Genomic DNA, 25749 nt, shown 5'->3' with positions numbered 1-25749 from the left:
AGTTTTGGCACACTTTTATACCCGAAAAGAGCAAATGATTAACTTCTCTCTGGCTAAGAGAGTAAGGTGTTGTTTTTTAATTTCTCAACTTTGTTTTTGCTGAGGTCTACGGATACATACATAGACAACGATTCTATTTTTACCAGTATCGTTTTCCCGTGTGTAAAAACAACCTGGCCCTCCCGGCCCATAAAAGCACCCGATAAAATTCTAAGCCGATCAGCTGATGCGAAATCATGAATTTCGAGCGACTCGTGATCAAAGTCATTAAGCATGTCCTTAATCAAATCAATTTCTTTTTGCTTTACCACGGCTGGTTTCTTAAGCCAATACAGATAGCCAACTACTCCAGGAGCCCCATAAACGACCCGGCGGTCGTTTTCATCAAGGTTAACAAAGCAATAGGATTTGAACATGGGCTCCTCAACGATCTTGGTTCGATCAGACCATTTTCTAGTGACTTTCCGGAGCGGGCAATAGACCTCTACACCTCGTTGATGTAGGGATTTGGCTACCAGTTTTTCTGATCTGGATTTTGTATATAGTACAAACCAAGGCATATTGCAATGATTAAATTGAGGTGTGGCGCTAGACATAGCTAAACAAATATACTGATTCATAGGTAAGGAAGAAGAGTTGTACTAAACTAATTTTTTTTATTAATTTACTTATTTACGATTACAATTAAATATAGTGGAGACATACTTAATATAATGTGAACTTGGTGTTTTAATAATTTGCTTACCAGTACACAGTTAGAGGATATTCTATAGTAAAAATTTACTAGACGGTAAGAACTTATTTGTTGTTGGTTTGTTACCGTCCTCACCTAGTAGTATATCTATGATCTGATAAGCTGCCGTTCCATCCCCATACAGAGATATAAACGGAATCACGGGATTTGTCTCAAAGTGAGCATAAGCGCCAAGAATGCGATAAGGGTCGGCATCGCAGAGGATAGCTGCTCCTTCTTTCACAATTTCAATCCACTCAGTTTCAGCACGTAGTATAAGACAAGGTTTCTTAAAGAAATAGGCTTCTTTCTGAACTCCGCCCGAATCTGTTATGATTCGTTGAGCGTTTTTTTCCAGAGTCGTCATTTCCAGAAAAGATACGGGTGGAATCAGTATAATATTCGGATTGGTATGAATAGCCTGATAAAGTTCCGGTTCCAGTAGGGCATTCATTTGTTTGGCTGTTCGTGGATGAAGAGGCAAAACTAATTTTACCGAATAAGTAGCCGTGATAATCTGTAATGCCCTGAAAATGCCATTCAGTCGATTACTGTCATCGGTATTTGCATTTCGATGTATCGTAATCAGTGTATAATCGCCCCCCTGTACGTTTAGTTTTTCCAGAATAGTTGTTCGCTGGGCTGCTAATTCAGAAAAGTATAGACTGTTATCGTACATAATATCACCCACCTGAAATATACCCGGACGGTCTATTGTATACGGGGGCGAGTTCGTTAGCAGGAATCCTTCTTTTTTAAGGTTATCGGTGCCTGCCTGTGTTGGCGTGAACAGATATGTAGAGACGTGGTCGCTTACGATACGATTGATCTCTTCCGGCATTCTTTTGTTATAAGAACGTAAGCCCGCTTCAATATGAACGATAGGTACGTGACGTTTTGAAGCCGCTATAGCCCCTGCCAACGTTGAATTCGTATCCCCAAATATGACTACATAAGTTGGATTCTCTTTTTCGAGAATCTCCTCTACGCCCATTATCATTTTGGCAGTTTGTTGGCCGTGACTACCTGACCCTACCTGAAGATTATAGTCTGGCTGAGGAATTTCCAACTCCTCAAAAAACACGGCCGACATATTCTCGTCGTAATGTTGCCCCGTATGAACCAGCACCTCCGTAATCTGATCAGCAAACTGTTGCCGGATGGCCCGGCTCAGCGCCGATGCCTTTATTATTTGCGGCCTGGCACCAATAATTGTCAATAATTTAATCATCAATCGATTGCGTGGCGGGTTAATCCATATAGAAATACTGCTTAATGACATTTTTCGCCCGCTGCAAAACAAGCTCTCTTACCCAATAGGCAGGATTTGAGTTCCAGCGCTGCGGGTGAAACGTGAACATAATCTGATCTGCTAATTGCTGATTTCGCAACCCGGCAATGATATCACGGGTGCTTTTGTAATTGTATCGATGGACTGAGTTGACTTTATCCCGAACGCTCACATTGTAACCATCCCATCGTCGGCCTGTGTCGGTCAGGTAGGCCACTTTTGAGAAGTCAATATCAAAATAAGGCTCACCTAGAATGCCAAAGTCTCGATATGAATAGGTTTGCCACAGGTCTTTGGAATCGTATTTTGATAGCGGACTTCCATGCATACAAATGGTTGTCACCGGAGCCAGTCGACGCAGGGCTGTCAGATTCTTCTCGAAATCATCGATAGCCATGTCTCGATTTCCCCTACAGGTGGTCAGGCATTCATAATGATACCCAATCTCATGACCCATTCGGGCTATTTCCAGGATAACCGCTTCATCCCAACTCGCGGGAATGGCCCTAAAATAATATACCCCCCTGATACCCAATTCATACTGTATCCGGGCAAAGTTCAGCGAGTTCTGCGGCATTAAATCAACATCGTGTCGCAGAATTACTGTATTGGGAGGCCCTGTCTGTAAAAATGTCTCGAACGTTGAAAAGCGATAGCCAGCATTTCTGATCGCTGCTATTAATTCAATATAGACTTGTAAAGTAAAATCCATATCCGTTTCAGTACAGGTTTTCGGCTCTTACCAGGTAGATTAACAATCCCTACTGAAACGCAATGTCTGGCTTTGAATTGGCAACACTGAGCGGGTAATTTATGACTAAGGCCGTCAGAAAGGAAGTCAGATCCACTTTGTCGGCCAGCATTGCTTTTTGACGTATACGCCACTCCGCTTTTATATCATTATTGAGAACAAGTTCTTTAATCTTATGCATCATAGCCTCAAAATTCTGGGGCAAAAACGAATAGCATAGCTGGTAAGTATGCTCCAATTCATTCGGAATCGAAAGGCGGCCTGCAAACGAATTGAGCTTCACAGCCGGTGTACCCAGTAAGGCAGCTTCAGAAGTCATGGTTTGACTATCACCAATAAACAGGGTTGCATAATATAACAGGGAGTGAATTTTTTCAGGCGATACGGGCAGTTGATACGATTTCAGGGCCGGTTCGATGTCACGTTCTGTAGTGATAAAAATCCGGCCGAAATATTTCAAAAAATTGATAATTTCTATTTTTTGATCAGTCGTTAACCCCTGTGCTCCAGCATCATGATGGGCTTTAAATGCATTAAAACGCAATACAAAAAATGGTTCGCCCGGCTTCAATCCGATCTCACTTAAAACACCCGGATCCGGCACAAAACGATCTGGATGTAAATACGCCAGTTCATGGTAACTCGGATGGAATAGTTGGCGGCTGCCCCTTTTCTCGTGGGCCAATGCATTTGGATTGAGAATAACATCGGCATAGGACGTAAATTTCCCAAAGATGGGGGTAGCCGCTAAATCGTCGTCATCGAGCGCAAACGACTTCATCGGCGTTAACCTCGATACAATGGGCAAAACCATCGAAACACCAATGCCATAATCAACCCGCCGATGAATGACAATGATCAATACCTTAATCAGGTGAAAAAATTCGTAGAGATATTTCTTCAGAATATGGTCTTTCTTACGGCCTGTGTCGATGTAATTGATGTTATACAATTCCAGCAGATTAGTAATCGAGTCAATGTTTTTTGCTGTAACAATCACCTCGTTACCTCTACTCTTCATTTCGGCAATGAAGTGTCTGAACAGGTGTACATGAGCAGGGTGGTTGATATCGATTAATACTTTTTTCATCGGGTTAGATTATTGGACTGCGTAAATTCGTTAAGGCACTGATCAATTTTCTGCAAGTCGCTCGATATCATCCCATAATGGCAGGGAATGGTGAGAATCTCACCAACGATCTGTTCAAAATTTGGGCACTCGCCATGTTGATAGCCAAACTGCATTGCCCACGACTTAGCATGTTGAAAATGCTTTCCAGCCCCTATGCCTTTCTTTCGCAGGAAGTTATAGAGTTCATTTCTGCGATGGCTGAGCAGGACAATGGCAAATGAATTACCTGCATCGTCCACATTGGCAAGCATTTTATAGTGGCTATTTTGCCGATCAATGAGGTAACGAGCATTCTCCCGTTGCTTCATCGACATAATCGCCAGTTCAGTAAACTGTCGCTGCATGGCATAGCCAACGCTCCGATACGGTTGCCTCTCGTGTGTGGGATAATCTGAAATCTGCTGACTCTTGTTGCTCAGAAAATTTTCATTCAACAGGTAGTAAAGCGTGCTTTCTCCCACTCTTGAATGAATCAGTGCGTTGACAAGCTGTCTTCCTGCAAACGTTAACTCCCTTACCAGTCCAGATGATTTTAACTTGCCGAGCATTCCGGCAACTCGCTCAGAAGATTTTCTCCTGTTTATAACTAATAGTCCTCCCCCACCAACCGATGGAAACTTTCCGTTGCCAAATGAAAAAACGGCGGCATCGAAAAAATTACCAGCATGTATACCTTCATACCAACTATGAAACGCATGGGCACAGTCTTCAATAACAGGAAGTTGACCAGTCAATTGTTTTATCTGAGTTATGTTTGCAGGTATACCAAATGTATGCGTAATGATCAGCGCATCTAAGCCCGTAAGTTTCCTTCGCAAATCATCGCAATCGAGACTTAACTGTTCATTGATGTCAATAAATACGGGCCTACAGTTTGCCGCAGCAATTGCTGCCAGCATCGAAGAGCATGTGTAGGGCTGGATGCCAATTTTTGCCCCCGGTTTTAGGTTAAATGCCAGTAAGGCGTATTTGATACCCATTCGTGCACTGTCAACGAAATAAATGGCAGCGCCTGGAAATAAATCGTTCAGATAACTGGTATTCGGTTTTTTGTTGAATAGTAAGCCGGTAATGCCGTCCCAGGTATCCCGCAGCGAGTATGAATAGTTGAAGCGGGGGATCATCGTTTGGCGCGTTGCCACCATTTAAATAATTGCGTCATCAGCCGAAACAGAAAAGGAAAAGGAACGCATTCATATCGACCGAAATTCACCAGAGAACCGCCAAACTTTTTTTTATAGTCCCGTACCCCGTACGGAACATTTGGTTTACCGGCACCCCCAAAATCGAAGCGGGAAAAGCCATTCATTTTAGCCCATTTGAAAACCGCCCAGGGTAGCAAATCATTGGGGTATTTGTTGTAATAACGGCTGTATGCACCCGCGTAGTAGTCGTATAAAGTATCGCCCCAGGCAATGCAAAGCATGCAGCCGATAATCCGACCCTCCCATACTGCCGTAAAAATCCGTAATCCGATTTTCTCCGTCGAGTGCTGCAACATGGCTTTAAAATGACCAAAATCGGGTAGTGGTAACTTTGCCCGATGATACACTTCGGTTAAAATGTCGTAGCAATGTGTCAACGTTTCGAGTGTGGCCACCATTTCAACCCGACACCCTTCTTTTTCGGCTCGCCTGATTTCATTCCGCCTTTTTGAATGGACATCTTTCCAAAGCTCCTCCTCAGTTTGGCTTAAATCCACAAGAATATTCAAATGGGCTTCATAACCGAACCCATTGGCCAGAAATACTGTCCGAGACACAGTCGTATCCCAGATGTTCCGCACCTGCGTATAAATGCTTTTGGGGCTTTTTATCCGGTAAGTGGCTAACAGACCTTCCAGAATCCGCTCATCCTGGTTTCTTACAAGTGGCCCTCCAATGATCAGATTTCGACTCGTCAAAAAGCGTATGAAAGGGAAATTGATCTGTACCTGCTGGCAAGCCAGTAACACACCAACGATACTACCCTCCTGTTTTGCGATTATATAAAATGGGCGAAGTTTTCTCGATGCAAGTGATAGTTTATAAAAAACCGGCGATTGAAAAAAATGGAAGCCTGGGTTAGTATCAATAAACGAATTGATCGTTCGTTCGTCGTCCGGCGTAATCTGCTGCAATAGCGTATACTCGTACATCAACTACTCCTAACGGCCCTACTTTTTTGCGTTCAGGACCTGATTGGCTGTAACCGTCATGGGCGTAAAGGCATATAAACGGCTAATAAGCGGCCTTAATTTACTCGCCAGTTTCACAAGTAACTCATAATTAGACGGATAGTCGAATGTATTTTTACCTGTAGCTGACCAGATTTGCTGAAAATCATAGTCTGATAAAGCTAGTTTTTTCTGTACATAGGAACGTGTTTCAACCAGTTCACGCTCCGATGCAAACGGTTGTTGCAATTGGGCCAACGCTTCATCGCGCGTGATCGCCTGACTCAATACCTGCGCCGATAGATTAATTTTACGTTTGTCGATACCAAACTTACGTGGCAACCAATAAGCCATCGAAAATTTGGTAAACAGATTTTCATGATGATGACCTCCATAATCCTGCCAGTCGTAAAGCCTGATCATTTGTTGTTTGGCATCCTGTTTTTTATAGTCCAGGTAGTAAAAAGGCCGGATGTCTTTGATGCCTTTTATCAACCCGGCATAGACCATTTTGGGCAATGTGAGCATGGGGTAAGTCTTTAGCCGAACACCCGAACCAAACCGTTTGTGAATGAATCGTAGTTGTCGGGCGTCGGCATAGGTCCATTCTTTAGGTTGTTTGCCTTCTGAACGAAAATCATTTCCGCGAAGAATATACCGAATGCCCACAGCCTGAGCCACTTTGTACATGGTTGCTTTGATTGCCAGGTCGGTTGGCGTATCGATCCAGGGCATACCTGCTTTCATATACGACCGGAGTAAATCCTGAACCTCTTCGTAGTTGATGACATAGGTCTCGAGATCGACGCCAAGCGATGTCGTTACTTTATAGATATTCTGAACGGCAATCTGGCTGTTGAAACCATTGTCTAAATTGACAGCCAATGGTCGCAGCCCATACTGAACGGCAATATGCAGCAAATAGGAACTATCGACCCCACCGCTAACGCCCACAACACAGTCATAACGACTGTTTTTGCCCGCTTTTTTCATGGCTAAAACCAGTGCATTCCAATCAGCCAACCCCTTCTCTCCTCTCGGATAGCTGGCCATCATCGTTTCCTGAAGTTTACAGTAATTCGATATGCCGATTTCGTCAAACGAAATCCCCGGAATGCTCTCGTCCCAAACACCTTTCGTACAAACTCTCATGCCTGACTGAACAGATTTACCAACTCGTGATTTTTGGGATAATTTACCAGAACACCTTTTCGGGGGCCGTGATACACAAACAGCGAACCGGCCGCTACTGCCGATGCATGAGCTTCACTGACGGCGGATTTAAAGTCGGGTAACTGCCCGGCTCCACCCGCAGCAACTACCGGGATACTTACAGCTGCCGATAAGGCATTGATCAGGGGCAAATTGTAGCCCTGCATCATGCCGTCATGTTCAATTGAAGTAACTAATAACTCACCGGCTCCATTCGCTTCCATCTGTTGCGCCCAACCAACTGGATCAAGACCGGTAGCCCGGCTTCCTCCAAGCGTATACACTTGCTCTTTACCCCAGAATTTTTTCTTTACATCGATGGAAACGACAATGGTCGAACTACCAAACTCGTCGGAAGCCGCCCGGATAAAAGCAGGATTACTGACGGCAAAGGAATTAATGACTACCTTCTCAGCGCCAGCATTTATACATTCTTTTATCTGTTGAATGGTCTGAATCCCCCCCCGACAGCAAAAGGCATGTTGGCCTCATCGCCAACCTCCCGCACAAACCCCAGATCGATACTACGGCCTTCCTTTGTAGCCAGAATATCCAGCAAGACCAGTTCATCGGCTTTCAGGTCATTAAATAGTTTGACTGCGTTGATCGGATCGCCCAGGTAATTGTAGTCGGCAAATTTGACGGACTTAACCAACCCCTTGTTTTTAAGCAACAGCAGCGGAATGACACGAGGTCTGAACATAGCCTATAGGTCGATAAAATTAGCAATCATCTGTTCGCCCCAGTTGTGGCTTTTTTCGGGGTGAAACTGGGTGCCGTAGATATTCCCTTTCTGAATGACCGACGCGAACGGATAATCGTAAGTAGACATTGCTACAACATCCTCTGCCTGCTTACAAACCATGTGGTATGAATGAACGAAGTAGAACATCGCCTGCGTCGGCATGTTGGCAAACAGGCGGCAGGGTTTCGTTACTTCTGTTGTGTTCCAGCCCATATGGGGAACTTTGTGAGTCAGTTTGTTCTCAACATTGAAACGAACAACGTCGGCATCGAACCAGTTAAGACCCACTGCGTTTCCTTCCTGACTGAAGCGTGCCATCAATTGCATGCCAAGACAGATACCCAGAATAGGCGTCTGTTTTATCAATACCTCCTGATTCAATGTATCCCATATACCCGATTCTTTCAATTTTTTTACCCCATTTGCAAAATGGCCAACGCCGGGCAGAACTAATTTTCCTGCTCCTGAAATGGCACCAGGAGTTGATGATATGCGAACGTTAGCGTTCAATTGTTCAAACTTCTTCTGTACTGACCGCAGGTTGCCCATGCCATAATCAATGATAACAATATCCGTTTTTTTACTCATCTAAGTTGGCGATAAACACTACGTACCTGCCTGGCAATCAGTTGCTTGTCGAATTGCTGTATATGACCTCTCGATACAACTGGGGCGGTATTGGCCAGCACAAGGCGAATTTTTTCAGCTACATCAGCCACATCATACGACGTGATATAACAGCCGGGTATGTCGCCCATTACCAGCCGGACATCGCCGACGTCGGTAGAGACTACCGGGCAATTGCAGGCGAGGGCTTCTTTCACAAACTGCGGTGACCCTTCCGAAAAGGAAGTCATCAGGGCAACATCAACAGCCGAGAGCAACAAAGCCACTACTTTACGGTTATAGTTTTTCAGTTCAAGCAGTTCAATTGTTTCGTCGTGAAGCAGCTGAAGAGCAGCTTTTGCAAGCGGATAGTTTTTAACCGTTATATCGAAACTAGATGAAAATAAAATATAGCGTTTATCCGACGAAAGTCCTAACTGTTCGCGACTATGTTGTTTTGGCCGTGGTCTGAACAAAGCGAAATCGACACCACAGGGGATAACAGACCGTTTGGTTTTTCCAGCATAAATGGCTTTTTCAACCAGCCGGTGACTAATATAGATGGTCCGGCGGCTCAACATTTCTACCAGCAACGACACTCCTCGGAGTAGAGGCACGTTTATGTCTGACCCGTGAAACGTGGTGACCACCGGCACCTGCCGCTGTAAATTTGCCAACAGACCCGACAGGGCTACGTGTGCATGAACGCAATGGTAAGCCTGGCTCTTTAGCTGATCTGACAGGTTTTTCAGGCAGGATAAATACCCGGTTAACCCTTTCCCCCTGATGAAAAAAAAATCGAACTGGAGCGTGTTGTCCAACTGTTTCAACGCTTCCACCTGGTCGTAGATGAAAGCCTGATGCAGCTGAAAATCAAAATTTGGTGCATTACCACTGCACACAATCAGGATTCGCATACCCACACTATGACCGCCCCGCTATTTTGAACCAGTTCCAGCCGATGACGACAAGTACTATAAACACCAGATAAGGAAGGTAATATTTTTTATTATACTGGTTCATCTGCGAAATTCCATAGGCCGAAAAGATTAGTAAGAACGGAATCAATGGCAGGTGAAACCGCTCCGACAATGCAAAGCCGCTGGAAGCCAGTACAAAAATGTAGGAGGCCGTAAAGGCCAGTAGTAATACGTGTTCACTAAGTTTTTTGCGTTTGTAGAGAGCCAACAGCGCCATAAACACAAAGAAAGCATACACATTTCGTGTGAAATAAGCGCCTGCCATCATCATGGCATTCGGCTGATCCGGAATGTTTATAAGAGTAGGAAAAGGGGCCATAATCATAAAGGGAAGAAATACGCTACGGGAGCCATAAACGGCCAGCTTATTAGTCTGACCTTTGTCCCTGTGAATTGCATAGTTCTTCATTTGATTGGCCTGGTTCTTGTTTCTCAGTCTTAGGTACAAATTAACGTTATCGACCAGTGGGGTCGTTGCCAGAAAGAAAATACCACCAATCAACATAACGATAAGCCCTATACGTTTCCCCAAAGCTGAAACACGCTGAGAAGTGAACAATGCCGCCAGCATAATCGAAGAGATCAGACAGACTGCCAAAACCGTTCGAAAAAAGAAAAGTGCAGCCCCGATTAAAGCCAGCCAGACTATGGCAGTAAGGGTCAGTTTACGCGAACGAAGAATTTTATCGGCTAAGTAGATAAAACAGACAACAAGAAAAACCATTTCTGTTTCTTTCAGATGCAAGCCACAGTAATAAATCAAATTAGGAACCAGCATGGTCATAATGCCAGCAATTCGACCAGTAGATTCGCCAAAATTATTTCGGGCGATCTTGTACGTAAATAAGCATATGTAGGTTCCCAGTACAACTTTGATCAGGCGAGGGATCAATATATTGTCGCCGAAAACGGAATAGATCAGGGCTAAATAAACAGGATAACCCATATCGGAGTAGTTCTTACCAATATAAATTCTGTATTGCTCCAACTTTCCATCCTGCGCTAAACCAAGAAGCCACATCGCTTCCCCATGATACCCTTTGGAGTCACCTGCTTCGAACTCGAACGGCATCCCCGACATGGCCGTATAAAAGAAAAAACTAAATAAAACCCAGGCAATTCGAATCCAGAATGAAGTCCAGAACAATTTCTTTTCAAAATGCTTACCAGAGATTTTGTTCCATTGTTTAGTTAGCGTGTTCAGAAAATAGAAGAAACAAATGACTTCCAGAAAGCCAAACAAAATCCACAAAGGGGGGAGCATCCTGCTAAAAAATAATATTGAACAGAGTATGAATACCCCCAAAAAAGCAACAATACTTTTTTGCGTGAAAAATCTGGGTATGTACGATAAAGGCAGGGCAATCATTCTGGGTGGAGTCATTTACGGGACAAAAGAGATCGCTTAAGGTTGACCAGTTTGTCAGTGATAGTTGGGCCAATAATCTTTTGAAAGATATATTTTTTGAGCTTACTCCCTACTGGCTGCCACGACCCTTCAAAATGATGAATGCAATACGTGTTCGGGCTGATTGTAATTATCCCGGATCGCGATTTCGGGCAGAAATAATCTTTAGGGAAAATATGCATACAGCCTTTATAGATCTGGTAGCTATTTTTCAGCATAAAACCATTGGCGGCCATGCTACCCGAAATTATTTCTACGTTGGTCGTCATATCATACGAACCATCAGGGCGTAGAAAGTGCCTGCCTGCATAGTACCGCAGCTGCTCACTGGCCCATTCATTATGCTGTTCGCTCGCCATGATGCCGGTAGGAATCTCATGGTCACTTTCAAAACCGGAGAAGGCGGGCAAATGCAAGAGATCATCCAGGCTTTTCAGCACTTCAACATCGGTATCGAGATAGATACCGCCGAACTGATGAAGCGCGTACAAACGGACGTAATCAGTAACAAATGCGAATTTGCGAGCCTGGTAAGCCTCTTTTACGTATGGCACACTATTGATATCGAACGAATCTTCGTTCCAGAGTCGAAGCTCATAATTGGGCAGAAACTGTTTCCAGGAGCAGATGCATCGGTCTGCCATTGCTGGCATTTTTCCCCTACCGAACCAACAGTAATGAATTACTTTAGGAATCATTTTAGGTTATCGGGCATCTTCTTCCAGAATTTTCCACATAAATAGCTAACTGGACGTCTGAGTCAGGAAATCAACAATTCGTTCCGACGCATGACCGTCGCCATAGGGGTTATGCGCACTCGTCATCTTTCGGTATTCGTTGACATTGTTGAGCAGTTCACGAACGCTGGAAACAATACATTGGGCATTGGCACCGACAAGCCTTACGGTTCCAGCCTCGACAGCCTCCGGTCGCTCGGTTGTGTCGCGCATGACCAGTACTGGTTTTCCCAGTCCAGGAGCCTCTTCCTGAATACCACCACTATCGGTCAACAATAAGTAGGACTCCTTCATCAGATACACAAAAGGTAAGTAGCCCAAAGGCGGTATCAGGAAAATGTTGCGATTAGCCGATTCGCGAAGCAGTTTCCTGACTGGAACCTGAACATTGGGGTTCAAATGAACAGGATAGACAAAGTCAACGGCTGGGTAGGCTTCTGCCAATGTCTTTAGTGCCTGACAAATCTCCACGAAGCCATCGCCAAAGTTCTCCCGGCGGTGTCCCGTAATCAGTATTAATCGTCTGTTTTTCGTCAGTCTGCCAGGGTTGTATCCGGCTTCACTTAGCTGAGCATCCAGATCATGTTTCATCGAAGCGCTACCACTGATCTTTTCAACCGCTAACTGCAAAGCGTCGATTACGGTATTGCCCGTGATCTGAATGCAATTTTCCTTTACTTTTTCCGCCAGTAGGTTTTCCTGAGCCAGTCGTGTTGGTGCGAAATGGAAGGTAGCTAGCTGAGTCGTCAGTCGACGGTTCATTTCTTCAGGCCACGGGCTATATCGGTTGAAGGTCCGTAGGCCAGCTTCAACGTGGCCGATGGCTATTTTTTGATAAAAAGCAGCTAACGAAACCGACAGGGCCGTAACCGTATCGCCGTGAACAAGCACAATATCTGGAGCAGACTGCTGCAACACCTCCCGCATTCCGATCAATATTCGAGAGGTTACATCATACAAATCCTGTTGATGTTGCATGATGTTCAGGTCGTAATCGGTCTTGATGTCGAATAATGTCAATACCTGATCGAGCATTTCGCGGTGCTGCCCCGTAGTGCATACTGAAACGTCGAATCGATCTGAATGCTTTTGGAATGTTTTTACCAAAGGGGCCATTTTTATGGCTTCAGGACGTGTGCCAAAAACAAGCAGTATTTTTTTCTTCAAGGTATTGTTACCGAGCGTGAACGTAGCTATAAAAACGCCGAAGCAACATCTGCTTCAAATAGGAACCGTATTGTTTCGCCCGAAAATAGACGTTGATAATTGGCCGTGGCCATTGATAGACAAATCGATAAAATAGCGGCTGGGCACTCAGATCAACACGGCTCATAATTGCCCGAACCTCTTCCGGATACCAATCATTGAGCCGATAAGCCACTAATGATCTGACGCGCAGGCCATCCAGTAGCGTTTTTAAGTTGGGCTGAGTCTGCTCCTGATCGGCTAAATGACTGATATTAAATGTAACATGCTCTTTTTTGTTCCAGAACTTGTCTGTGCCGAGTGCCCGATTAGTCGTTTCCGCATCCTGATTCGAGTTGGCCAGGAATTTATTGACATAGCCAACTTTGTGGGTTAATGCGATCCGTATCCACAAATCGAGGTCTTCGCCGAATCTAAGGTGTTCATTAAAACCTTTTTCCTGCTCAAAAACCGATTTTTTCACAACGACAAACGAGCAATTCAGCGGAACCCAAAACGTTCGGGCATACACCTTGAAGTAGTTGATATAACCCATTTCGAAACCAGCCTCAACCCCAACCTGAGCAGGCGTATTCACTCCGTTTTTTACGACGAAGTAATTGGAGCCATATAGTCCCGCGTCTGAGAATTGCGTAATCAGGGCATTCATTTCTTCCAGAAAACGCTCGTGCCACCAATCATCGGCATCAAGAAAGGCGATATAATCGAACCGGGCGTGTTTAACCCCCTTATTTCGAGCCCCGGAAACGCCGGTGTTCGATTGATTGATCAGCTTAAGTCGATCGTCGGTAAATCGGGCTAATTTTTCGACACTGCTATCTGTTGATCCATCGTTGACCACGATCAGCTCGAAATCCGAAAACGTTTGGCATAGTACGGATTCGACTGCTTTTTCCACATAGCTGGCTTTATTGTAAAGTGGAATAACTACGGAGAACATTTCCAATCAGTGACTGAGTCTGGCCAGAATTTCGATTACACCCTTTCGCTTTTCTACGGGATAAAAAATGTAGTCATTTAGCTGTAAACTTTCTTTTCGCCACTGGCATATATTGATGCCATCAATTTCGTTGAATGAAATAATCTGGCCGGTCGCTTCATTCTGAACGATCTGAATGATCGAATAATCGTGCTTCTTAAGGGTATCACATACCCGATCTGCTCGTTCCTGAGTAAATGCCAGGACATCATCACTGAAGCTATCCAGGATTTCGCAGAGTATATAGGGTCTATCTCGCCGTATCAGATTCTGCATTCCCAACAGTGTTTCCAATTCACCGCCTTCCACATCGATTTTGACGCAGGTAATTTTTTGATCAAGGTGTAAGCGGTCATGATCTATCGAAAAGATCGATTCGCGCTGTTTGAAAAAAGATGGGCGTAGGGCCGATACAATGGAGCCCGTCGGATCGGCTTCACCGTTTGTCTCCAGATACGTTTCTTTTAATTCATCGGAGAGCGCGAAATTATATATCTGGCAGTCAGCAAAGCCATTAATGCGAATCAGCTTCTTCAGGTAGTAACAGCATGAAATACTTGGTTCAAAACCTACGTAGTGAATCTGGTGTTTAGCCGTTTTAACGGCAATGAGTGTCTGTCCGATGTTGGCCCCAACGTCCACAAAACCTTCGTTGTCAGTGTCAAAAAGCTCGTTGATGATCGAATAAAGCCAATTCGGTTTCAGAAACAGATTCGGATAGCCTAAACTATTTATAACAGGAATAGCTAGTTTATGTCCGCTGAACGAAATGCTCCTGGCCACATTCAGATAGTTCAGCAGGTTCAGCTTTTTGAGTAGCCTGAAATCGACATGCCGGAAGGTCATTTTAGCGTATATGAACTACCCACAACCAAGTTTATTTGTTCCGTTTGGGTTAACAACTTGATCGATTGAATTGGTGATACGTACTCACAGAAATAGTCATAAGCATTTCTTTCAAGATCTGCCCTATAATCAGGATTCCTGATAAGCAATGTGATAGCCTCCCGAATGGCATCTTCCTCCCCCGATACGATATGGATATGTTTACCATGTTCAAGTGGTGACGGTAGTTCATTGCTAAGGGGCGTCGAGATTATGGCTTTCCCGAGCGCTAAATATTCACCTAATTTCCAGCCATGACATAACGCCCAGGCAGGAGTGTTAAAAACCAGTACCGACGCACTTATTTTATTGATATACGTGCTTTTCGGTATCCAGTCCGCATCAATTACCAGCGTTTGAAATTCAGGATTTGTGTTTTTGATCTGACTATAGACAAACCCTCCTTCAAATTGCAAATCAGGTATTGATTTACAGGCTTTCATAAAATTTGCTCTGTATCGATTAACAGTAGCGTCGTTATTTATCCATTCGTCGCTATTCCAGAGTGTATTGAGTGAGTATATGTAATTAGTGCTGGTTTTCAGTGGCTTGTAGGCATTTAACGGCAGTTGTTTAGCCTGTTTGTAATAGTTAGAGAGGAATTTTTTTACGTTACTAACGTCCTTCCTTGCTTTGAATAAGTTAGACAAGCCATAATACGCACTTCCTGAATGGCTCCATAATTTGATACCAAACCCTGGTGCTAACGAAATAATTTTAGGATGATACGCGGGCTGGGTGTGCTTCGTATTGAAATTAATTTTTCCATAGTAATCACACCAGGCATAATCTGCTTCGGCCACAGACGGATCATCGCCCCAATCGATCACGTACTTGTGAACAACTCCGTTATCGTCAAGAATAAATTTCAGGGTTCGATTGGGTTTCAGTCCTGTAAAATACTGACCGGAAAAAGACACATTCGCTTTGCCAAAGCGATCATACAACCCTTTAATGTAGAAGGCCGTATAATCCGTATCCGTTTGAGGGTCAATATATACAAGCATGGTAGCCTCGACGTTAAATCGATTTCAGTTGAGCAATCACACACACATCCTCATTGGGTCTGTTGTGCGTGAATGGAATATTCGCCAATTCATTGTCTAACGTGATTTCACGAATGTTTGTGAATAGGCCCGATTGTTCCAGCTGATAAATGAGCCCCTCGGCATCATAACACCACTCATGTTTCTCAAAAGGCAGGCTATGCGAGAAAATTGAGAAATAGAAACTATTGGGACTATCTTTCGGAATTCGATTCAAAGCCCAATCGTAATTTTCGCGAATCTGCCCCGACAGGTAAAACTCAATGTACTTTTTCAGATCGGGCGTGGAAATAAGCACGTAACCACCTTTATTGAGCAACTTGGCGCAGTTGTCGAGCACAACCCGACCAGATTCTGGCGTAAAATGCTCAAATACATGCTGCATCCGGATCAGGTCGAACTTGCCGAGCCGTTCCAGTGCAGAGTCGGTGGCGTTAACCATATCCATCCGAAAGTAGCGTCCTTTTTGGCTGACTACCGTTTCCGGGAAAAGATCAACGTAGGTAAAATTTTCGTCGAAGGTGCCGCCACAACCGATTTCGAGCCAACTGGTTTTACGTTCAGCTACTAACTTTTGGCGCAGACCGCCATTTTCCCGCGCTTTCAGAAAACTCCCTTTGCCGTCCAGCATCGGGTGAACGCTTTCCAATCGAGCCACTTTGTAAGACTTTATCGTTTTTTTCGTAAAGACGATAAAACCTAATTTATCCAGCAAATTGATTATACCTCTTTTCATACTCATTCGCGGGAACGGAGTTTATCAAGCCTGAACAGCACCCGATAGAGGTTCAGTATTAAAAACCAGCATAGCTTGTTTTGCTTTAATCGTTTAATAATTACGCCTTCATGAGCAAAGGCCTGATAGTCGGACAGAATAGGTGCAGGTAATGTTTTTTGAAGAACTTCGGTGCGTTCGTGTCTATCTAACTCCTTTTGGATACTGCTGATGCCCTGCGTATCGAACCAGACCATATCGATATCCCGATACGCAACTTTTTCATTGTGCAGGCCAACGGTAATCAGGTAAAATTTCCAGTCCGATACGATTTTCAGGGATTCATCGTAGAACCCATACTGTTCGAACAGCGATCTTTTTATATAGGCTGTAGCATGAAAAATTGTGGAACGATACAGATCCAGCAGCGTAATCTGACGTCCGGCATAGCTTTTTTCCACGATTCGTCGGCCACCAATTTCGCGTATTTTATTGCCGTATAAAATGCTACATTGAGGCATATCCCGCAGCATTCGTTCGGTTACGTCGGGTTTGAGCAAATAATCTCCTGAATTCAGAAACTGACAATATTCGCCTTTGGCCTGCCTGATACCCTTGTTCATTGCGTGATAAATACCCTGATCAGGCTCGCTGATCCAGTAGCTTAGTTCAGGTTCGTGTTGCTTTATCACATCCAGACTTCCATCACTAGAGCCACCATCGATGATGATGTATTCAAAGTCACTGGATGTCTGACTGGCTACACTTTCTACCGTTCTGAGCAATCCGGCCGCATTGTTGTAATTAATCGTTATGATCGACAATTTCAGCATGGAGCCGGGGTTGGTAAACGCCATTAATTACCGCCACAATCTGATCAATCTCGAGAAAGGTCAGTTCATAAAATAACGGCAGGCGAACCAGGCAATTTGTGTACATGTCTGAATAGACCAATTCCCGGCCATCGTGTTTAGATCGATAATAACCGCTTTTATGCAGGCTTAGGTAATGAAAAACCGCTAGAATGCCATTTTCTTTTAATGCATCGATAAGGGCACTACGCTCCTCTATGTTCTGACAAATCAGATAGAACATGTGGGCGTTATTGGTGGCATAGTCTGGTATGTCAGGTAGTCGGACATAACCTGCCAGGGCGAGTGGCATCAATGACTGATAGTAATAGTTCCAGAGAGCAGTTCTCCGGTTTTGAATCAGCTCGATATTTTCGAGTTGGGCATATAAAAAAGCAGATATGACTTCAGATGGTAGAAACGAAGAGCCTATATCGACCCACTCATATTTGTTTACCTCTCCCCGAAAGAATTCACTGCGATTCGTGCCTTTTTCCCAAATGATTTCGGCCCGTCTACAAAATCGTTCCGCATTGACAACCAGCATTCCGCCCTCGCCGGAAATGATATTTTTTGTTTCATGGAATGAGAAAGCAGCCATATGCCCAATTGAACCCAATGGTTTCCCTTTGTAAAACGAATTGATGGCCTGCGCTGCGTCTTCAATTATCAGTAAGTTATATTTATAGGCCAATGCCATCAGGCGATCCATATCGCAGGCAATACCGGCATAGTGAACTGGCACAATGGCTTTGGTACGATCTGTTATCAGACTTTCCAGCTTGTCAATATCCAGATTTGGATTCGCCTGACTGCTATCCGCAAATACAACGTGTGCGCCCTGCCTGATAAAGGCCAGAGCCGTTGACACGAATGTGTATGATGGCACGATTACCTCATCGCCCGGTTGTATATCGGCCAATATTGCCGCCATTTCCAGCGCGTCAGTACAGGACGTTGTTAAGAGTACCTTTTTGAAGTGATATTTTTTCGTTAGAAACTGGTGACACTTGTGCGTATATAAACCATTGCCCGAAATTTTACCAGATCTAACCGCATCTGTTATATAGTCAGTTTCCCGGCCCGAGAGGAAGGGTTTATTAAACGGAATTTTATACGGAGTCACAGCCAGCAATGATACACGTTCGACACGCTTTTTACACTGAATAGGTTTTTCTCATAGAACCGACAGGCCGTTTCGTTACCTCCCTGCGTGGTTACCTCAAGGCGTGTCATACCAGTGCCAATGGCATACCGTTTTACGTGATTCAACAGGGCGGAGCCAATGCCCTTTCCCCGGTAGTGCTTATCGGTTGCAATCAGCCCAATCACACCCGTATCTTCATTTTTTTTGAGGCTGACAAAGCCCGTTATCGAATCATCTATTTTGTGGATAAAGACCCCATCGGCCAATTCCCCTGAAATGGAATTATCGACCCACTGATTGTATAATCGTTTGAAATTATGCTCACCAAAATTTTGATCAACTCGATACCGGGAATACTCACCACTTTGATAAGCGAGTTCATACAAGGTCTTTTTATCATCAGTCACGTCAAACTGTCGAATAAGAAACGTGGGTTCTCTATAATCCTCGCACAGGGCTAGTTCATAGATAATTTTATGATCGACAAGTCGCCCGTTATATAGATGCATCACGTCCTGGCTTACTGAAAATCCGGCATCACAAAAAACATAAAGGAGGTCATATTGCTGTTTGCGGGCGTTTACGAGGATGGAGCTAAGGGATAACAGATTTTGTTGAGTCGTCACACTTACCCTTCCTATTTTTCGTCGGAAAAATCTACTATCCCACTCAAGGAAGGTTATTTCAGCAATTGGAGTCGACAGTGTAAACGACATTGCGCTCAGGCAGTAACTAAGTCCATTAACTTGTTTGTAAATGCCACCCGACCATAAGCCTGTAGGGCCATATTACGACAACGATTCTGTAATGCTACCTGGCTTGACACATCTCGGTTTACCACATGGGCTATACCCTTAGCCAGATCCTGAGCATCAGCCAGTTTGGCGCGGTAGCCGGTTTGTTCAAAGATTACTAAGTCCTGCGCGACTCCTGTATCAAACGCCACAACCGGAGTACCGCACATTAACGATTGGTTGATCATCATTGGACCCGAATCCTCAACAGAAGGGCATATGAATACAGTAGCCGCCTGGTAGGCAATCACCAATTCGTCCTCGTTTAAATAGCCCAGATTCCTGACATTACCTTTCAACCCTTTTGTTGGAAATTCCCCGGCGATTAACAGCGTAAACTCATCGGCAGGATTAGTAGTCAAAGCATCCAACAGTAGCTGCATGCCCTTGCGCTTCTCTTTTAACGACGATGCTCCAAAAAAGAGAACTGGCTTATCGGCTGGGACATTGAAATAACGTCGTGCCGCTGCCTTATCGCCCACTGTAAATTTCTCTTCATCGACAAAGCCTGCCAGCTTTAATACGTGTTTGTCTCGGAATAACGAAGACTGTTTTGCCCGTACAAAATCACTTTGTGAAAACGTAATCAGGCATAGGTCATCGGGTAAATACTTTTTCTTGAATGATAGGTTTTTCTCAGCAATCCACTTGTATTCGTCAGCCCGAATTGCCGGGCAGGAGGAACAGGAACGCGTAAAGCCATCGCACGTCCAGGGGTAGTGGCACCCGCCCGTAAGGGGAGCATTATCTATGACGAGCCAATAAATTTTAGCCTTTGTTAACCGATGTAGTTCTTGAATTACTTTGGCATTGATAAAGTCGGTGACCCAGTGAATGAAAATGACATCTGGTTTCTTAGGAATAAGTGTCAAAATCTTTTGGGCCGACACTACTGAAAGTGTTTCATACTTATTGTAAAAGTAGTAGTCGTAGGCAAAATGGTCATCTGTCAGCTTTTTCTTGAATGATTTACGCTGAAACTTCCCAAGTGCATTATCGAACACACTATCGTTATAGACGATAATGCCATCACCGCCTACCTTAGAATCTTTAACGACTAAATAAGACTGTAAGCCATTTTTCTGAAGTAATCGACTAAAATCAACGGCAAACTTCCCGGCGCCACTGTAATCCAGAGCAGACAGATTTAAAATAATTTTATCTGAGTGGGCCATGAACTGAAATAGACCTAACGGATACGTAGCCTGATTTTGACCGCTTTCAGTAAGACTTTCTTCCAGAATGGCCTTTTTTGTGAATTAACAAAACGTTCAAACACATACCAGTCGAACAGTTTATCTAATTGTCGGGTAGGGTGAATGAGCGGAAACGTCATTTTATAAAGAGGAAGGTTAGCCAGCAGATCAGCTTCATGGACAGTATGGGTAGCGTCTTCATTAAACCCAATATTTTTTATCAGATTAACTACCGGAACAATCGTTTTTCCGCCGTTTGCCCAACGGCTATACAACCATTGAAAATCCCACACATCATCCGGGCGGCTTAGCTGATATTTCGTAAATTCTGCGCTGAAATGATTGAAATACATGGATAGCGATAACGTGTTGCGTATCTTCTGTTTACCAACCTGAGTTGCCCATTCATGCATTTCATAGTCAAAGGCTGCCCATGCTCTGCGCCATGAAGCCCAGCCATAACTGTGCCCCATATAACTGAAAAAATAAGACTCCCGATGTATTGTCCATTGCTTGAGCGCATTGGTACCACTTATCATAAATACCCGTTCATCATTCCTATATTTTTCCAGCAAAGTGCGACAGTAAGGGAAAAAACTCTGATCAGGCACGCAATCATCTTCCAGAACAATTCCGTCTTCAACCTGATCAAAAAACCACGTAATGGCTTCTGCCGGTCCACGCCCACAACCTTTGTTGTCGGGCCTAAACAAGGTTTCAACAGTACAGGGCCAATCTATTTGATTGATAACTGTGCGGGCAGCCTGGCATCGTTCCTTATCCGTGGGTTTATCAGGTCGTGGGCCATCGGCCGCTACAAACAACCGCCTGGGCTTCACGGCACGAAGTGCGTCTACCATCAGTTGAGTCGCGTCGGGCCGATTGAATATGAGCAGCAAAACAGGTGTCTCAAACATTCTATTGGTCAGGCTTAGGTGGCACCAGCCTTCGTTTCCATGCAACCAGTTCGATGGCACTTATATAGATAAAATGGATTGCCCCGTGGAGCATTTTTTTTGATTTGATCCATTCCCAAAGCTGTAATTCTGCCTTTTTAACCTTCCAGATTTCATAATCAGCCAACACTCTTTCGGGAAAAAACTGCCGGAGTATTTGTTGGATCTCGCTTTGTGATTGTTGATTAAATGCAGGACTGTTCGACAACCCATCCAGGTTATAATCAGTAACTATTGTATCAATAACAGCTATCGTACACTGGTGTAGAATAAGTGCGCGAATCCAGAATTCGTAATCGCCATGAATCTTATAGGTTTCACTATAAGCGCCCAATTGTTCGAATAAAACTCGTTTAATAAAGGTGGCCTGATGAGGAATGGTGGCTCCATAAAATGATTGTAATGTTAGCTCATTGGTCGGTTTATAGGTGTGAATTAAACGCCCCGCTTTAGATAGATAGCAACCACCAATCAGCAGGTCAGCCATTTGCTCGTTCGCAAAACACCGTTCGAGTACGTTTTCATCAACCAACCAATCGCCTGAATTCAGAAATAAACAGTACTGCCCGGTAGCCCGTTCGATCCCTTTGTTCATTGCATGGTAAATACCTCTATCCAGCTCCGAGATCCAGCAGTGGATTCTATGATTAAACGAACGGATAACTTCTTGGCTACCATCAACTGATCCTCCATCAATCAGTATAAATTCAACATTGGTAAAAGTCTGGCTAATTACACTTTTTATAGTCTTCTCTAAACCGTATTTATCGTTGAGGTTAATGGTGATTATTGATATTTTTTCAGCTTCATTCATCCGCTCTACATATCACTACTCTTTTACAATGTGTATCGCTTAAAACTGGGAAGGGTTAGCTCAACATCTTTATTTTCAACAACGCACAAGGGCACATCGCCGTAGAAAGATGCCCATCCCGAAAATGTGCTCGGAGGCCCAATCAAATAATCACACTTAGCCAATAAATACAGATCGACAATTACTTCGTTGGCGCTGATATACACAGTGTCGGACTGAAACAAGCTTTTGTTTATCGGCTCATCGGAGCAGAGAATGAACCCAACATTCTGGTTCTTGAACAAGCGTCTGGCTTGCTCGATATAGTTCATGTATGTCAGGTCGTCAAAGTAATACTTACCTGATTCCCAGTATCTATAATCGCCCTTGCGAAGATGAATACCCACCAGAAGCGCACCCTTTTCTTTTAGGCTGATGATGATACGATCTACTTGCTTTCCATACTTTGCTTTGGGGCGAAACAAACTCCTGATGGTAGCCTTATTGCGTTGTACATCGATGGAACTTCGGAACCCCTCTCCCTCTAAAAGCAACCAGTTTTTTTGCTCTCGTCTCAAATCATTTAGTTCTGTATGAACCCAGCCAACTTGATACTCATCAAATAGCGGACGGCTCCTAAAAATGGTGATGGTCTGCTTTAACCCGCGGATACAGGTGGAGAAGAACCATTGTAAGCGTTTACTGCTGACAACAAAAATGCGATTTCTGGCAAACAAGTAGGCTGAAAAATAGGTAGCATCATAGCCCAATACCGCATTCAATAATGTCTCATGGCGACTTAAGCAGTAGGCAGTAGCATGGGCCGAAATAAGAAGCTTATTACCAAGCTGGCCACTACTCTTTTGCACGATCACCATTCGGCTCTTTTATCTATTTAAAAAAATAGCCCTCAATCTGAAGAAGTTCGCCAGTTTCGTAATTGCGGTGGCCACCATCTATGAGCTTGAGTTTGTAGCCGTTTTCCCGCAGCAGATTCAGCATATCGTCCAGCAGTGTCTCACCCTCATACAAAGGCTGAAGTGACAATTCCATCTGAAAACCACTGATTTTATCCAATGATTTCATACAACCCTCGAACACCTGACGCTCAAAGCCCTGTGTGTCGATTTTTATATACAGATTCTTACCTGGTCTATAATACTGATCGACAAATGTGTCGATTGTCTGCACCTGAATTGGCTCCTGTTTCGTGTAAATAGAATCAGGCGCACTTTCGACGTGTAGAGGCAGTATATTCAATACTGAACTACTGTAAGAATTAGCGGATACATTAATGATGGCGGTTCCAGTATAGTCGCCGATGCCGGAATGAACAGCGTCCCAATCAGGGTCAGTAGCCGATGTTATCAATAGCTGACGAAATTCATCGGCCATTGGTTCGAATGAAACCAGCCTTCCCTTATAGCCTAATGCCCTCACTCGTTGCCCAAACTGACCGGCATTGGCTCCAACATCAAAAATTAAGTTTATCTGGTAGGCGTTGAGCAGTTCGAGCCATTGCCGGGCAATGGGATCGGTGGGCAGATGCAGTATATCATAGCCAAAGCGTCGGGCGATCTTTTTCAGTAGTCCCCTCACCGTTTTCTATAAAGATTACGCTGAATAACCCGTTTTATCCGGCGCAGAAACACCCCTAAGCTAATAAAACCAATCCGGTCCAAAAAGTGATATACACGATATTCGTTACTCTGCTTCCATTGTAAACTTTGCGTTTCAAGCTGATCGAGACGTTCATAATCAGGCAGAAAAAGCGGATATTCATTCGCCAAAACCGCAAGTTGCTCCCTGCGTGGCAGCGATTCCGTAGCCGGATCGCAACTTATGCCGTCCATATTGAAATAAGCAATCGTTCCCTGATAGTGTTGATATGTACAACCGTATTTCAATAAAGCCTCCAGAAAAAAGAGCCAATCCGATGCGATTTTGAGTGTTTCGTTATACAACCCCACTTTATCAAACACAGCCCGACGAATAAAGGTAGCCTGATGGGGAAGTGTTCCTAAAAATAAGGTCTTTGCCGTAAGCTGGTCAGGTGACGGAACGTGCCATTTAATGGCCTTCTGCTGGGTATTGTAAAAATACACATCACCCGCAACGATATCGGCCTCTGGATCCTGGGCAAATACATTTTCAAGAATAGTTGGCGTTGCAAGCCAGTCGCCAGAGTTCAGAAACAGGCAATAGTCACCCGTTGCTTTTCGTATGCCCTTATTCATGGCGTGGTAGATACCCTTATCTGGCTCCGAGACCCAACTGTTGATAAACGTTTCATAATTCCGAATCACTTGCTGACTGTCATCTCGGGACCCACCATCGATCACGACGTAGTCGAGATTACGATATGATTGGTCAGCAACGCTTTCTATTGTCTTTTTTAAGCCTGCTGCATTATTTAGGTTGATCGTTATTATCGTCAGTTTAACTGGCATTGTTCGGTTTATCCGCGAAGGCCCGCACCCGTGTACTTATAGAAATAATATTTGTGGAGGGGAATGTAAACAGATTTTATCCAGTCTTTTGCTTTCACATGCTGATGAAGACGTAGGTATATAAAACAGGCTATTACCATTGCCCAAGGCTTTTCCTGCTTGTAGTAAGTAACGAATTTATTTATGGCTTTTACCCGCGTCACCCCCTCAAAGTTCTTGAGTATCAGAAATATATTCTCGTATTGCCACGAAAAGTTTTTTAGTTTCCTACCCATCAACAGCGATTTAAAGACCCTAAATAATAATTGATACGGTTTTAGATATTCATACTCAATGGGCTTGAAGTCCTGGCGGCCAACAGTAGTATCGTGTCTTCGCCAGTATGTAGCCGGTTGGTCTATTTTTTTTGCCTGCCCAACCGACAAAGCGGTTAAGCCCACCAGCCAATCATATATAAAATCAATTTCATGAAGGTTTTTTAAACCAAGCAACACATCCTTTTTAAACAGTACACTATGACCGGGGGCAAGACCCATCCAAACTAAATCGATTAATGAATGATCGGGTACGTTAAATCTACCTGTCACCGTTAGCGTCGAGTCCGTTATGAATGAATCAGAATACACAAAACAGCAATCTTTGTCGTGTAACGCCTTGACATATAGGTCCAGCTTATCCTGAAGCCAAACATCATCCTGATCCGAGATGGCTATATAATCACCTGAAGCCTTGAAAAAAGCAGTGATAAAGTTTTGATTAAGCCCCAGGCGTTGGCTATTCTGATGTGATTTGATGCAGGCGTTAAGGCTCTTGTACTCTTCAATAATCTGCCACGTATTATCAGTTGACTGGTCATCCTGAATCAATATTTCGTAGGGCCGAAAACTCTGATTCAGAAGCGAATCAAGTTGTTCCCGCAAGTACAGCTCACCATTATAGGTACACAACACGACAGACACCTTAACGGAACTCATACATTCT

26 protein-coding genes and 1 pseudogene are annotated in these 25749 nt (G+C 44.0%); all 27 read right to left on the bottom strand.

Annotated elements, in window-relative coordinates:
* Nucleotides 1-53 precede the first annotated feature (53 nt).
* Nucleotides 54-560 carry a transcription termination/antitermination protein NusG gene (gene nusG / locus G8759_RS15510; protein ID WP_167209463.1) on the bottom strand — a complete coding sequence of 169 codons (507 nt, stop codon included), beginning with the start codon at nucleotides 558-560 and terminating at the stop codon, nucleotides 54-56.
* Between the two features lie 207 nt (nucleotides 561-767).
* Nucleotides 768-1964, bottom strand: coding sequence for a non-hydrolyzing UDP-N-acetylglucosamine 2-epimerase (wecB, locus tag G8759_RS15505; RefSeq protein ID WP_197933141.1), 1197 nt, complete (start codon nucleotides 1962-1964; stop codon nucleotides 768-770).
* 19 nt (nucleotides 1965-1983) lie between these two features.
* The gene (locus G8759_RS15500; RefSeq protein ID WP_167209461.1) at nucleotides 1984-2736 is read right to left on the bottom strand and encodes a hypothetical protein; all 753 of its coding nucleotides are present in this window, start codon (nucleotides 2734-2736) and stop codon (nucleotides 1984-1986) included.
* A 49-nt stretch (nucleotides 2737-2785) separates the two neighbouring features.
* Nucleotides 2786-3865 (bottom strand): DUF354 domain-containing protein, encoded by a 1080-nt coding sequence (locus G8759_RS15495; protein WP_167209459.1) that lies wholly within the window; start codon nucleotides 3863-3865, stop codon nucleotides 2786-2788.
* Nucleotides 3862-5031: a DegT/DnrJ/EryC1/StrS family aminotransferase gene (locus G8759_RS15490; RefSeq protein WP_167209456.1), complete on the bottom strand. Its 1170-nt coding sequence runs from the start codon at nucleotides 5029-5031 to the stop codon at nucleotides 3862-3864. Before G8759_RS15490 ends, G8759_RS15495 begins: the two co-directional genes overlap by 4 nt.
* Nucleotides 5028-6044, bottom strand: a complete 1017-nt coding sequence (locus G8759_RS15485) for a lipid II:glycine glycyltransferase FemX (RefSeq protein ID WP_167209454.1) — start codon at nucleotides 6042-6044, stop codon at nucleotides 5028-5030. The genes G8759_RS15490 and G8759_RS15485 overlap by 4 nt, the downstream gene beginning before the upstream one ends.
* An 18-nt stretch (nucleotides 6045-6062) precedes the next feature.
* Nucleotides 6063-7214: an N-acetyl sugar amidotransferase gene (locus G8759_RS15480; RefSeq protein WP_167209452.1), complete on the bottom strand. Its 1152-nt coding sequence runs from the start codon at nucleotides 7212-7214 to the stop codon at nucleotides 6063-6065.
* A pseudogene (locus G8759_RS15475) lies at nucleotides 7211-7977 on the bottom strand (AglZ/HisF2 family acetamidino modification protein). Before G8759_RS15475 ends, G8759_RS15480 begins: the two are co-directional and overlap by 4 nt.
* Before the next feature lie 3 nt (nucleotides 7978-7980).
* Nucleotides 7981-8607, bottom strand: a complete 627-nt coding sequence (gene hisH / locus G8759_RS15470) for an imidazole glycerol phosphate synthase subunit HisH (RefSeq protein ID WP_167209450.1) — start codon at nucleotides 8605-8607, stop codon at nucleotides 7981-7983.
* Entirely contained in the window at nucleotides 8604-9542 is a 939-nt protein-coding gene (locus tag G8759_RS15465) for a glycosyltransferase (RefSeq protein ID WP_167209448.1), read from the bottom strand. The genes hisH and G8759_RS15465 overlap by 4 nt, the downstream gene beginning before the upstream one ends.
* 7 nt (nucleotides 9543-9549) lie before the next feature.
* Entirely contained in the window at nucleotides 9550-10869 is a 1320-nt protein-coding gene (locus tag G8759_RS15460; RefSeq protein WP_167209446.1) for an ArnT family glycosyltransferase, read from the bottom strand.
* A gap of 116 nt (nucleotides 10870-10985) precedes the next feature.
* Complete coding sequence (locus tag G8759_RS15455; protein ID WP_232074266.1) at nucleotides 10986-11657, bottom strand: glycosyltransferase family 32 protein; 672 nt, start codon at nucleotides 11655-11657, stop codon at nucleotides 10986-10988.
* Between the two features lie 99 nt (nucleotides 11658-11756).
* Nucleotides 11757-12917 (bottom strand): non-hydrolyzing UDP-N-acetylglucosamine 2-epimerase, encoded by a 1161-nt coding sequence (wecB, locus tag G8759_RS15450; RefSeq protein ID WP_167209442.1) that lies wholly within the window; start codon nucleotides 12915-12917, stop codon nucleotides 11757-11759.
* Nucleotides 12918-12924: 7 nt separating this feature from the next.
* Nucleotides 12925-13896 carry a glycosyltransferase family 2 protein gene (locus tag G8759_RS15445; RefSeq protein WP_167209440.1) on the bottom strand — a complete coding sequence of 324 codons (972 nt, stop codon included), beginning with the start codon at nucleotides 13894-13896 and terminating at the stop codon, nucleotides 12925-12927.
* A gap of 6 nt (nucleotides 13897-13902) precedes the next feature.
* Complete coding sequence (locus tag G8759_RS15440) at nucleotides 13903-14781, bottom strand: FkbM family methyltransferase (protein WP_167209438.1); 879 nt, start codon at nucleotides 14779-14781, stop codon at nucleotides 13903-13905.
* Nucleotides 14778-15827, bottom strand: coding sequence for a glycosyltransferase (locus G8759_RS15435; protein WP_167209435.1), 1050 nt, complete (start codon nucleotides 15825-15827; stop codon nucleotides 14778-14780). The genes G8759_RS15440 and G8759_RS15435 overlap by 4 nt, the downstream gene beginning before the upstream one ends.
* A 13-nt stretch (nucleotides 15828-15840) precedes the next feature.
* A complete protein-coding gene (locus G8759_RS15430; RefSeq protein ID WP_167209433.1) occupies nucleotides 15841-16602 on the bottom strand; it encodes a methyltransferase domain-containing protein in 762 nt (253 codons plus the stop codon).
* A gap of 2 nt (nucleotides 16603-16604) precedes the next feature.
* Nucleotides 16605-17414 (bottom strand): glycosyltransferase family 2 protein, encoded by an 810-nt coding sequence (locus G8759_RS15425; protein ID WP_167209431.1) that lies wholly within the window; start codon nucleotides 17412-17414, stop codon nucleotides 16605-16607.
* Nucleotides 17386-18558, bottom strand: coding sequence for a dTDP-4-amino-4,6-dideoxygalactose transaminase (gene rffA, locus G8759_RS15420; RefSeq protein WP_197933139.1), 1173 nt, complete (start codon nucleotides 18556-18558; stop codon nucleotides 17386-17388). The genes G8759_RS15425 and rffA overlap by 29 nt, the downstream gene beginning before the upstream one ends.
* Nucleotides 18555-19205: a GNAT family N-acetyltransferase gene (locus G8759_RS15415; protein ID WP_167209429.1), complete on the bottom strand. Its 651-nt coding sequence runs from the start codon at nucleotides 19203-19205 to the stop codon at nucleotides 18555-18557. Before G8759_RS15415 ends, rffA begins: the two co-directional genes overlap by 4 nt.
* A gap of 95 nt (nucleotides 19206-19300) precedes the next feature.
* Nucleotides 19301-20548, bottom strand: a complete 1248-nt coding sequence (locus tag G8759_RS15410; protein WP_167209427.1) for a glycosyltransferase — start codon at nucleotides 20546-20548, stop codon at nucleotides 19301-19303.
* A 14-nt stretch (nucleotides 20549-20562) separates the two neighbouring features.
* Nucleotides 20563-21486, bottom strand: a complete 924-nt coding sequence (locus G8759_RS15405) for a hypothetical protein (protein ID WP_167209425.1) — start codon at nucleotides 21484-21486, stop codon at nucleotides 20563-20565.
* A 1-nt stretch (nucleotide 21487) separates the two neighbouring features.
* Nucleotides 21488-22339, bottom strand: a complete 852-nt coding sequence (locus G8759_RS15400) for a glycosyltransferase family 2 protein (protein WP_167209423.1) — start codon at nucleotides 22337-22339, stop codon at nucleotides 21488-21490.
* Nucleotides 22340-22362: 23 nt separating this feature from the next.
* Nucleotides 22363-23187, bottom strand: a complete 825-nt coding sequence (locus tag G8759_RS15395; RefSeq protein WP_167209421.1) for an alpha-1,2-fucosyltransferase — start codon at nucleotides 23185-23187, stop codon at nucleotides 22363-22365.
* 22 nt (nucleotides 23188-23209) lie between these two features.
* Nucleotides 23210-23917, bottom strand: coding sequence for an FkbM family methyltransferase (locus tag G8759_RS15390; protein ID WP_167209419.1), 708 nt, complete (start codon nucleotides 23915-23917; stop codon nucleotides 23210-23212).
* Entirely contained in the window at nucleotides 23914-24768 is an 855-nt protein-coding gene (locus G8759_RS15385; protein WP_167209417.1) for a glycosyltransferase family 2 protein, read from the bottom strand. The genes G8759_RS15390 and G8759_RS15385 overlap by 4 nt, the downstream gene beginning before the upstream one ends.
* A gap of 8 nt (nucleotides 24769-24776) precedes the next feature.
* Nucleotides 24777-25742, bottom strand: coding sequence for a glycosyltransferase (locus G8759_RS15380; protein ID WP_167209414.1), 966 nt, complete (start codon nucleotides 25740-25742; stop codon nucleotides 24777-24779).
* Between the last annotated feature and the right edge of the window lie 7 nt (nucleotides 25743-25749).

Origin of the sequence: Spirosoma aureum, from assembly GCF_011604685.1 — a bacterium.
Lineage (GTDB): Bacteria > Bacteroidota > Bacteroidia > Cytophagales > Spirosomataceae > Spirosoma > Spirosoma aureum.
The sequence above is the reverse complement of the archived record's forward strand: the minus strand, read 5'-3'. Positions and strand labels throughout refer to the sequence as shown.

Excerpts from the sequence above, each read along its gene's own strand:
- G8759_RS15495 (WP_167209459.1), bottom strand. The coding sequence starts at position 3,865 with ATGAAAAAAGTATTAATCGATATCAACCACCCTGCTCATGTACACCTG.
- G8759_RS15385 (WP_167209417.1), bottom strand. The coding sequence starts at position 24,768 with ATGCCAGTTAAACTGACGATAATAACGATCAACCTAAATAATGCAGCA.
- G8759_RS15460 (WP_167209446.1), bottom strand. The coding sequence starts at position 10,869 with ATGCTCCCCCCTTTGTGGATTTTGTTTGGCTTTCTGGAAGTCATTTGT.
- G8759_RS15455 (WP_232074266.1), bottom strand. The coding sequence starts at position 11,657 with ATGGCAGACCGATGCATCTGCTCCTGGAAACAGTTTCTGCCCAATTAT.
- G8759_RS15465 (WP_167209448.1), bottom strand. The coding sequence starts at position 9,542 with ATGCGAATCCTGATTGTGTGCAGTGGTAATGCACCAAATTTTGATTTT.
- G8759_RS15425 (WP_167209431.1), bottom strand. The coding sequence starts at position 17,414 with ATGCTGAAATTGTCGATCATAACGATTAATTACAACAATGCGGCCGGA.
- G8759_RS15440 (WP_167209438.1), bottom strand. The coding sequence starts at position 14,781 with ATGACCTTCCGGCATGTCGATTTCAGGCTACTCAAAAAGCTGAACCTG.
- G8759_RS15410 (WP_167209427.1), bottom strand. The coding sequence starts at position 20,548 with ATGGCCCACTCAGATAAAATTATTTTAAATCTGTCTGCTCTGGATTAC.
- G8759_RS15400 (WP_167209423.1), bottom strand. The coding sequence starts at position 22,339 with ATGAATGAAGCTGAAAAAATATCAATAATCACCATTAACCTCAACGAT.
- G8759_RS15380 (WP_167209414.1), bottom strand. The coding sequence starts at position 25,742 with ATGAGTTCCGTTAAGGTGTCTGTCGTGTTGTGTACCTATAATGGTGAG.
- G8759_RS15445 (WP_167209440.1), bottom strand. The coding sequence starts at position 13,896 with ATGTTCTCCGTAGTTATTCCACTTTACAATAAAGCCAGCTATGTGGAA.
- nusG (WP_167209463.1), bottom strand. The coding sequence starts at position 560 with ATGCCTTGGTTTGTACTATATACAAAATCCAGATCAGAAAAACTGGTA.
- G8759_RS15405 (WP_167209425.1), bottom strand. The coding sequence starts at position 21,486 with ATGTTTGAGACACCTGTTTTGCTGCTCATATTCAATCGGCCCGACGCG.
- G8759_RS15435 (WP_167209435.1), bottom strand. The coding sequence starts at position 15,827 with ATGCTTGTATATATTGACCCTCAAACGGATACGGATTATACGGCCTTC.
- G8759_RS15480 (WP_167209452.1), bottom strand. The coding sequence starts at position 7,214 with ATGAGAGTTTGTACGAAAGGTGTTTGGGACGAGAGCATTCCGGGGATT.
- G8759_RS15485 (WP_167209454.1), bottom strand. The coding sequence starts at position 6,044 with ATGTACGAGTATACGCTATTGCAGCAGATTACGCCGGACGACGAACGA.
- G8759_RS15430 (WP_167209433.1), bottom strand. The coding sequence starts at position 16,602 with ATGAAAAGAGGTATAATCAATTTGCTGGATAAATTAGGTTTTATCGTC.
- G8759_RS15490 (WP_167209456.1), bottom strand. The coding sequence starts at position 5,031 with ATGATCCCCCGCTTCAACTATTCATACTCGCTGCGGGATACCTGGGAC.
- hisH (WP_167209450.1), bottom strand. The coding sequence starts at position 8,607 with ATGAGTAAAAAAACGGATATTGTTATCATTGATTATGGCATGGGCAAC.
- G8759_RS15500 (WP_167209461.1), bottom strand. The coding sequence starts at position 2,736 with ATGGATTTTACTTTACAAGTCTATATTGAATTAATAGCAGCGATCAGA.
- wecB (WP_197933141.1), bottom strand. The coding sequence starts at position 1,964 with ATGATTAAATTATTGACAATTATTGGTGCCAGGCCGCAAATAATAAAG.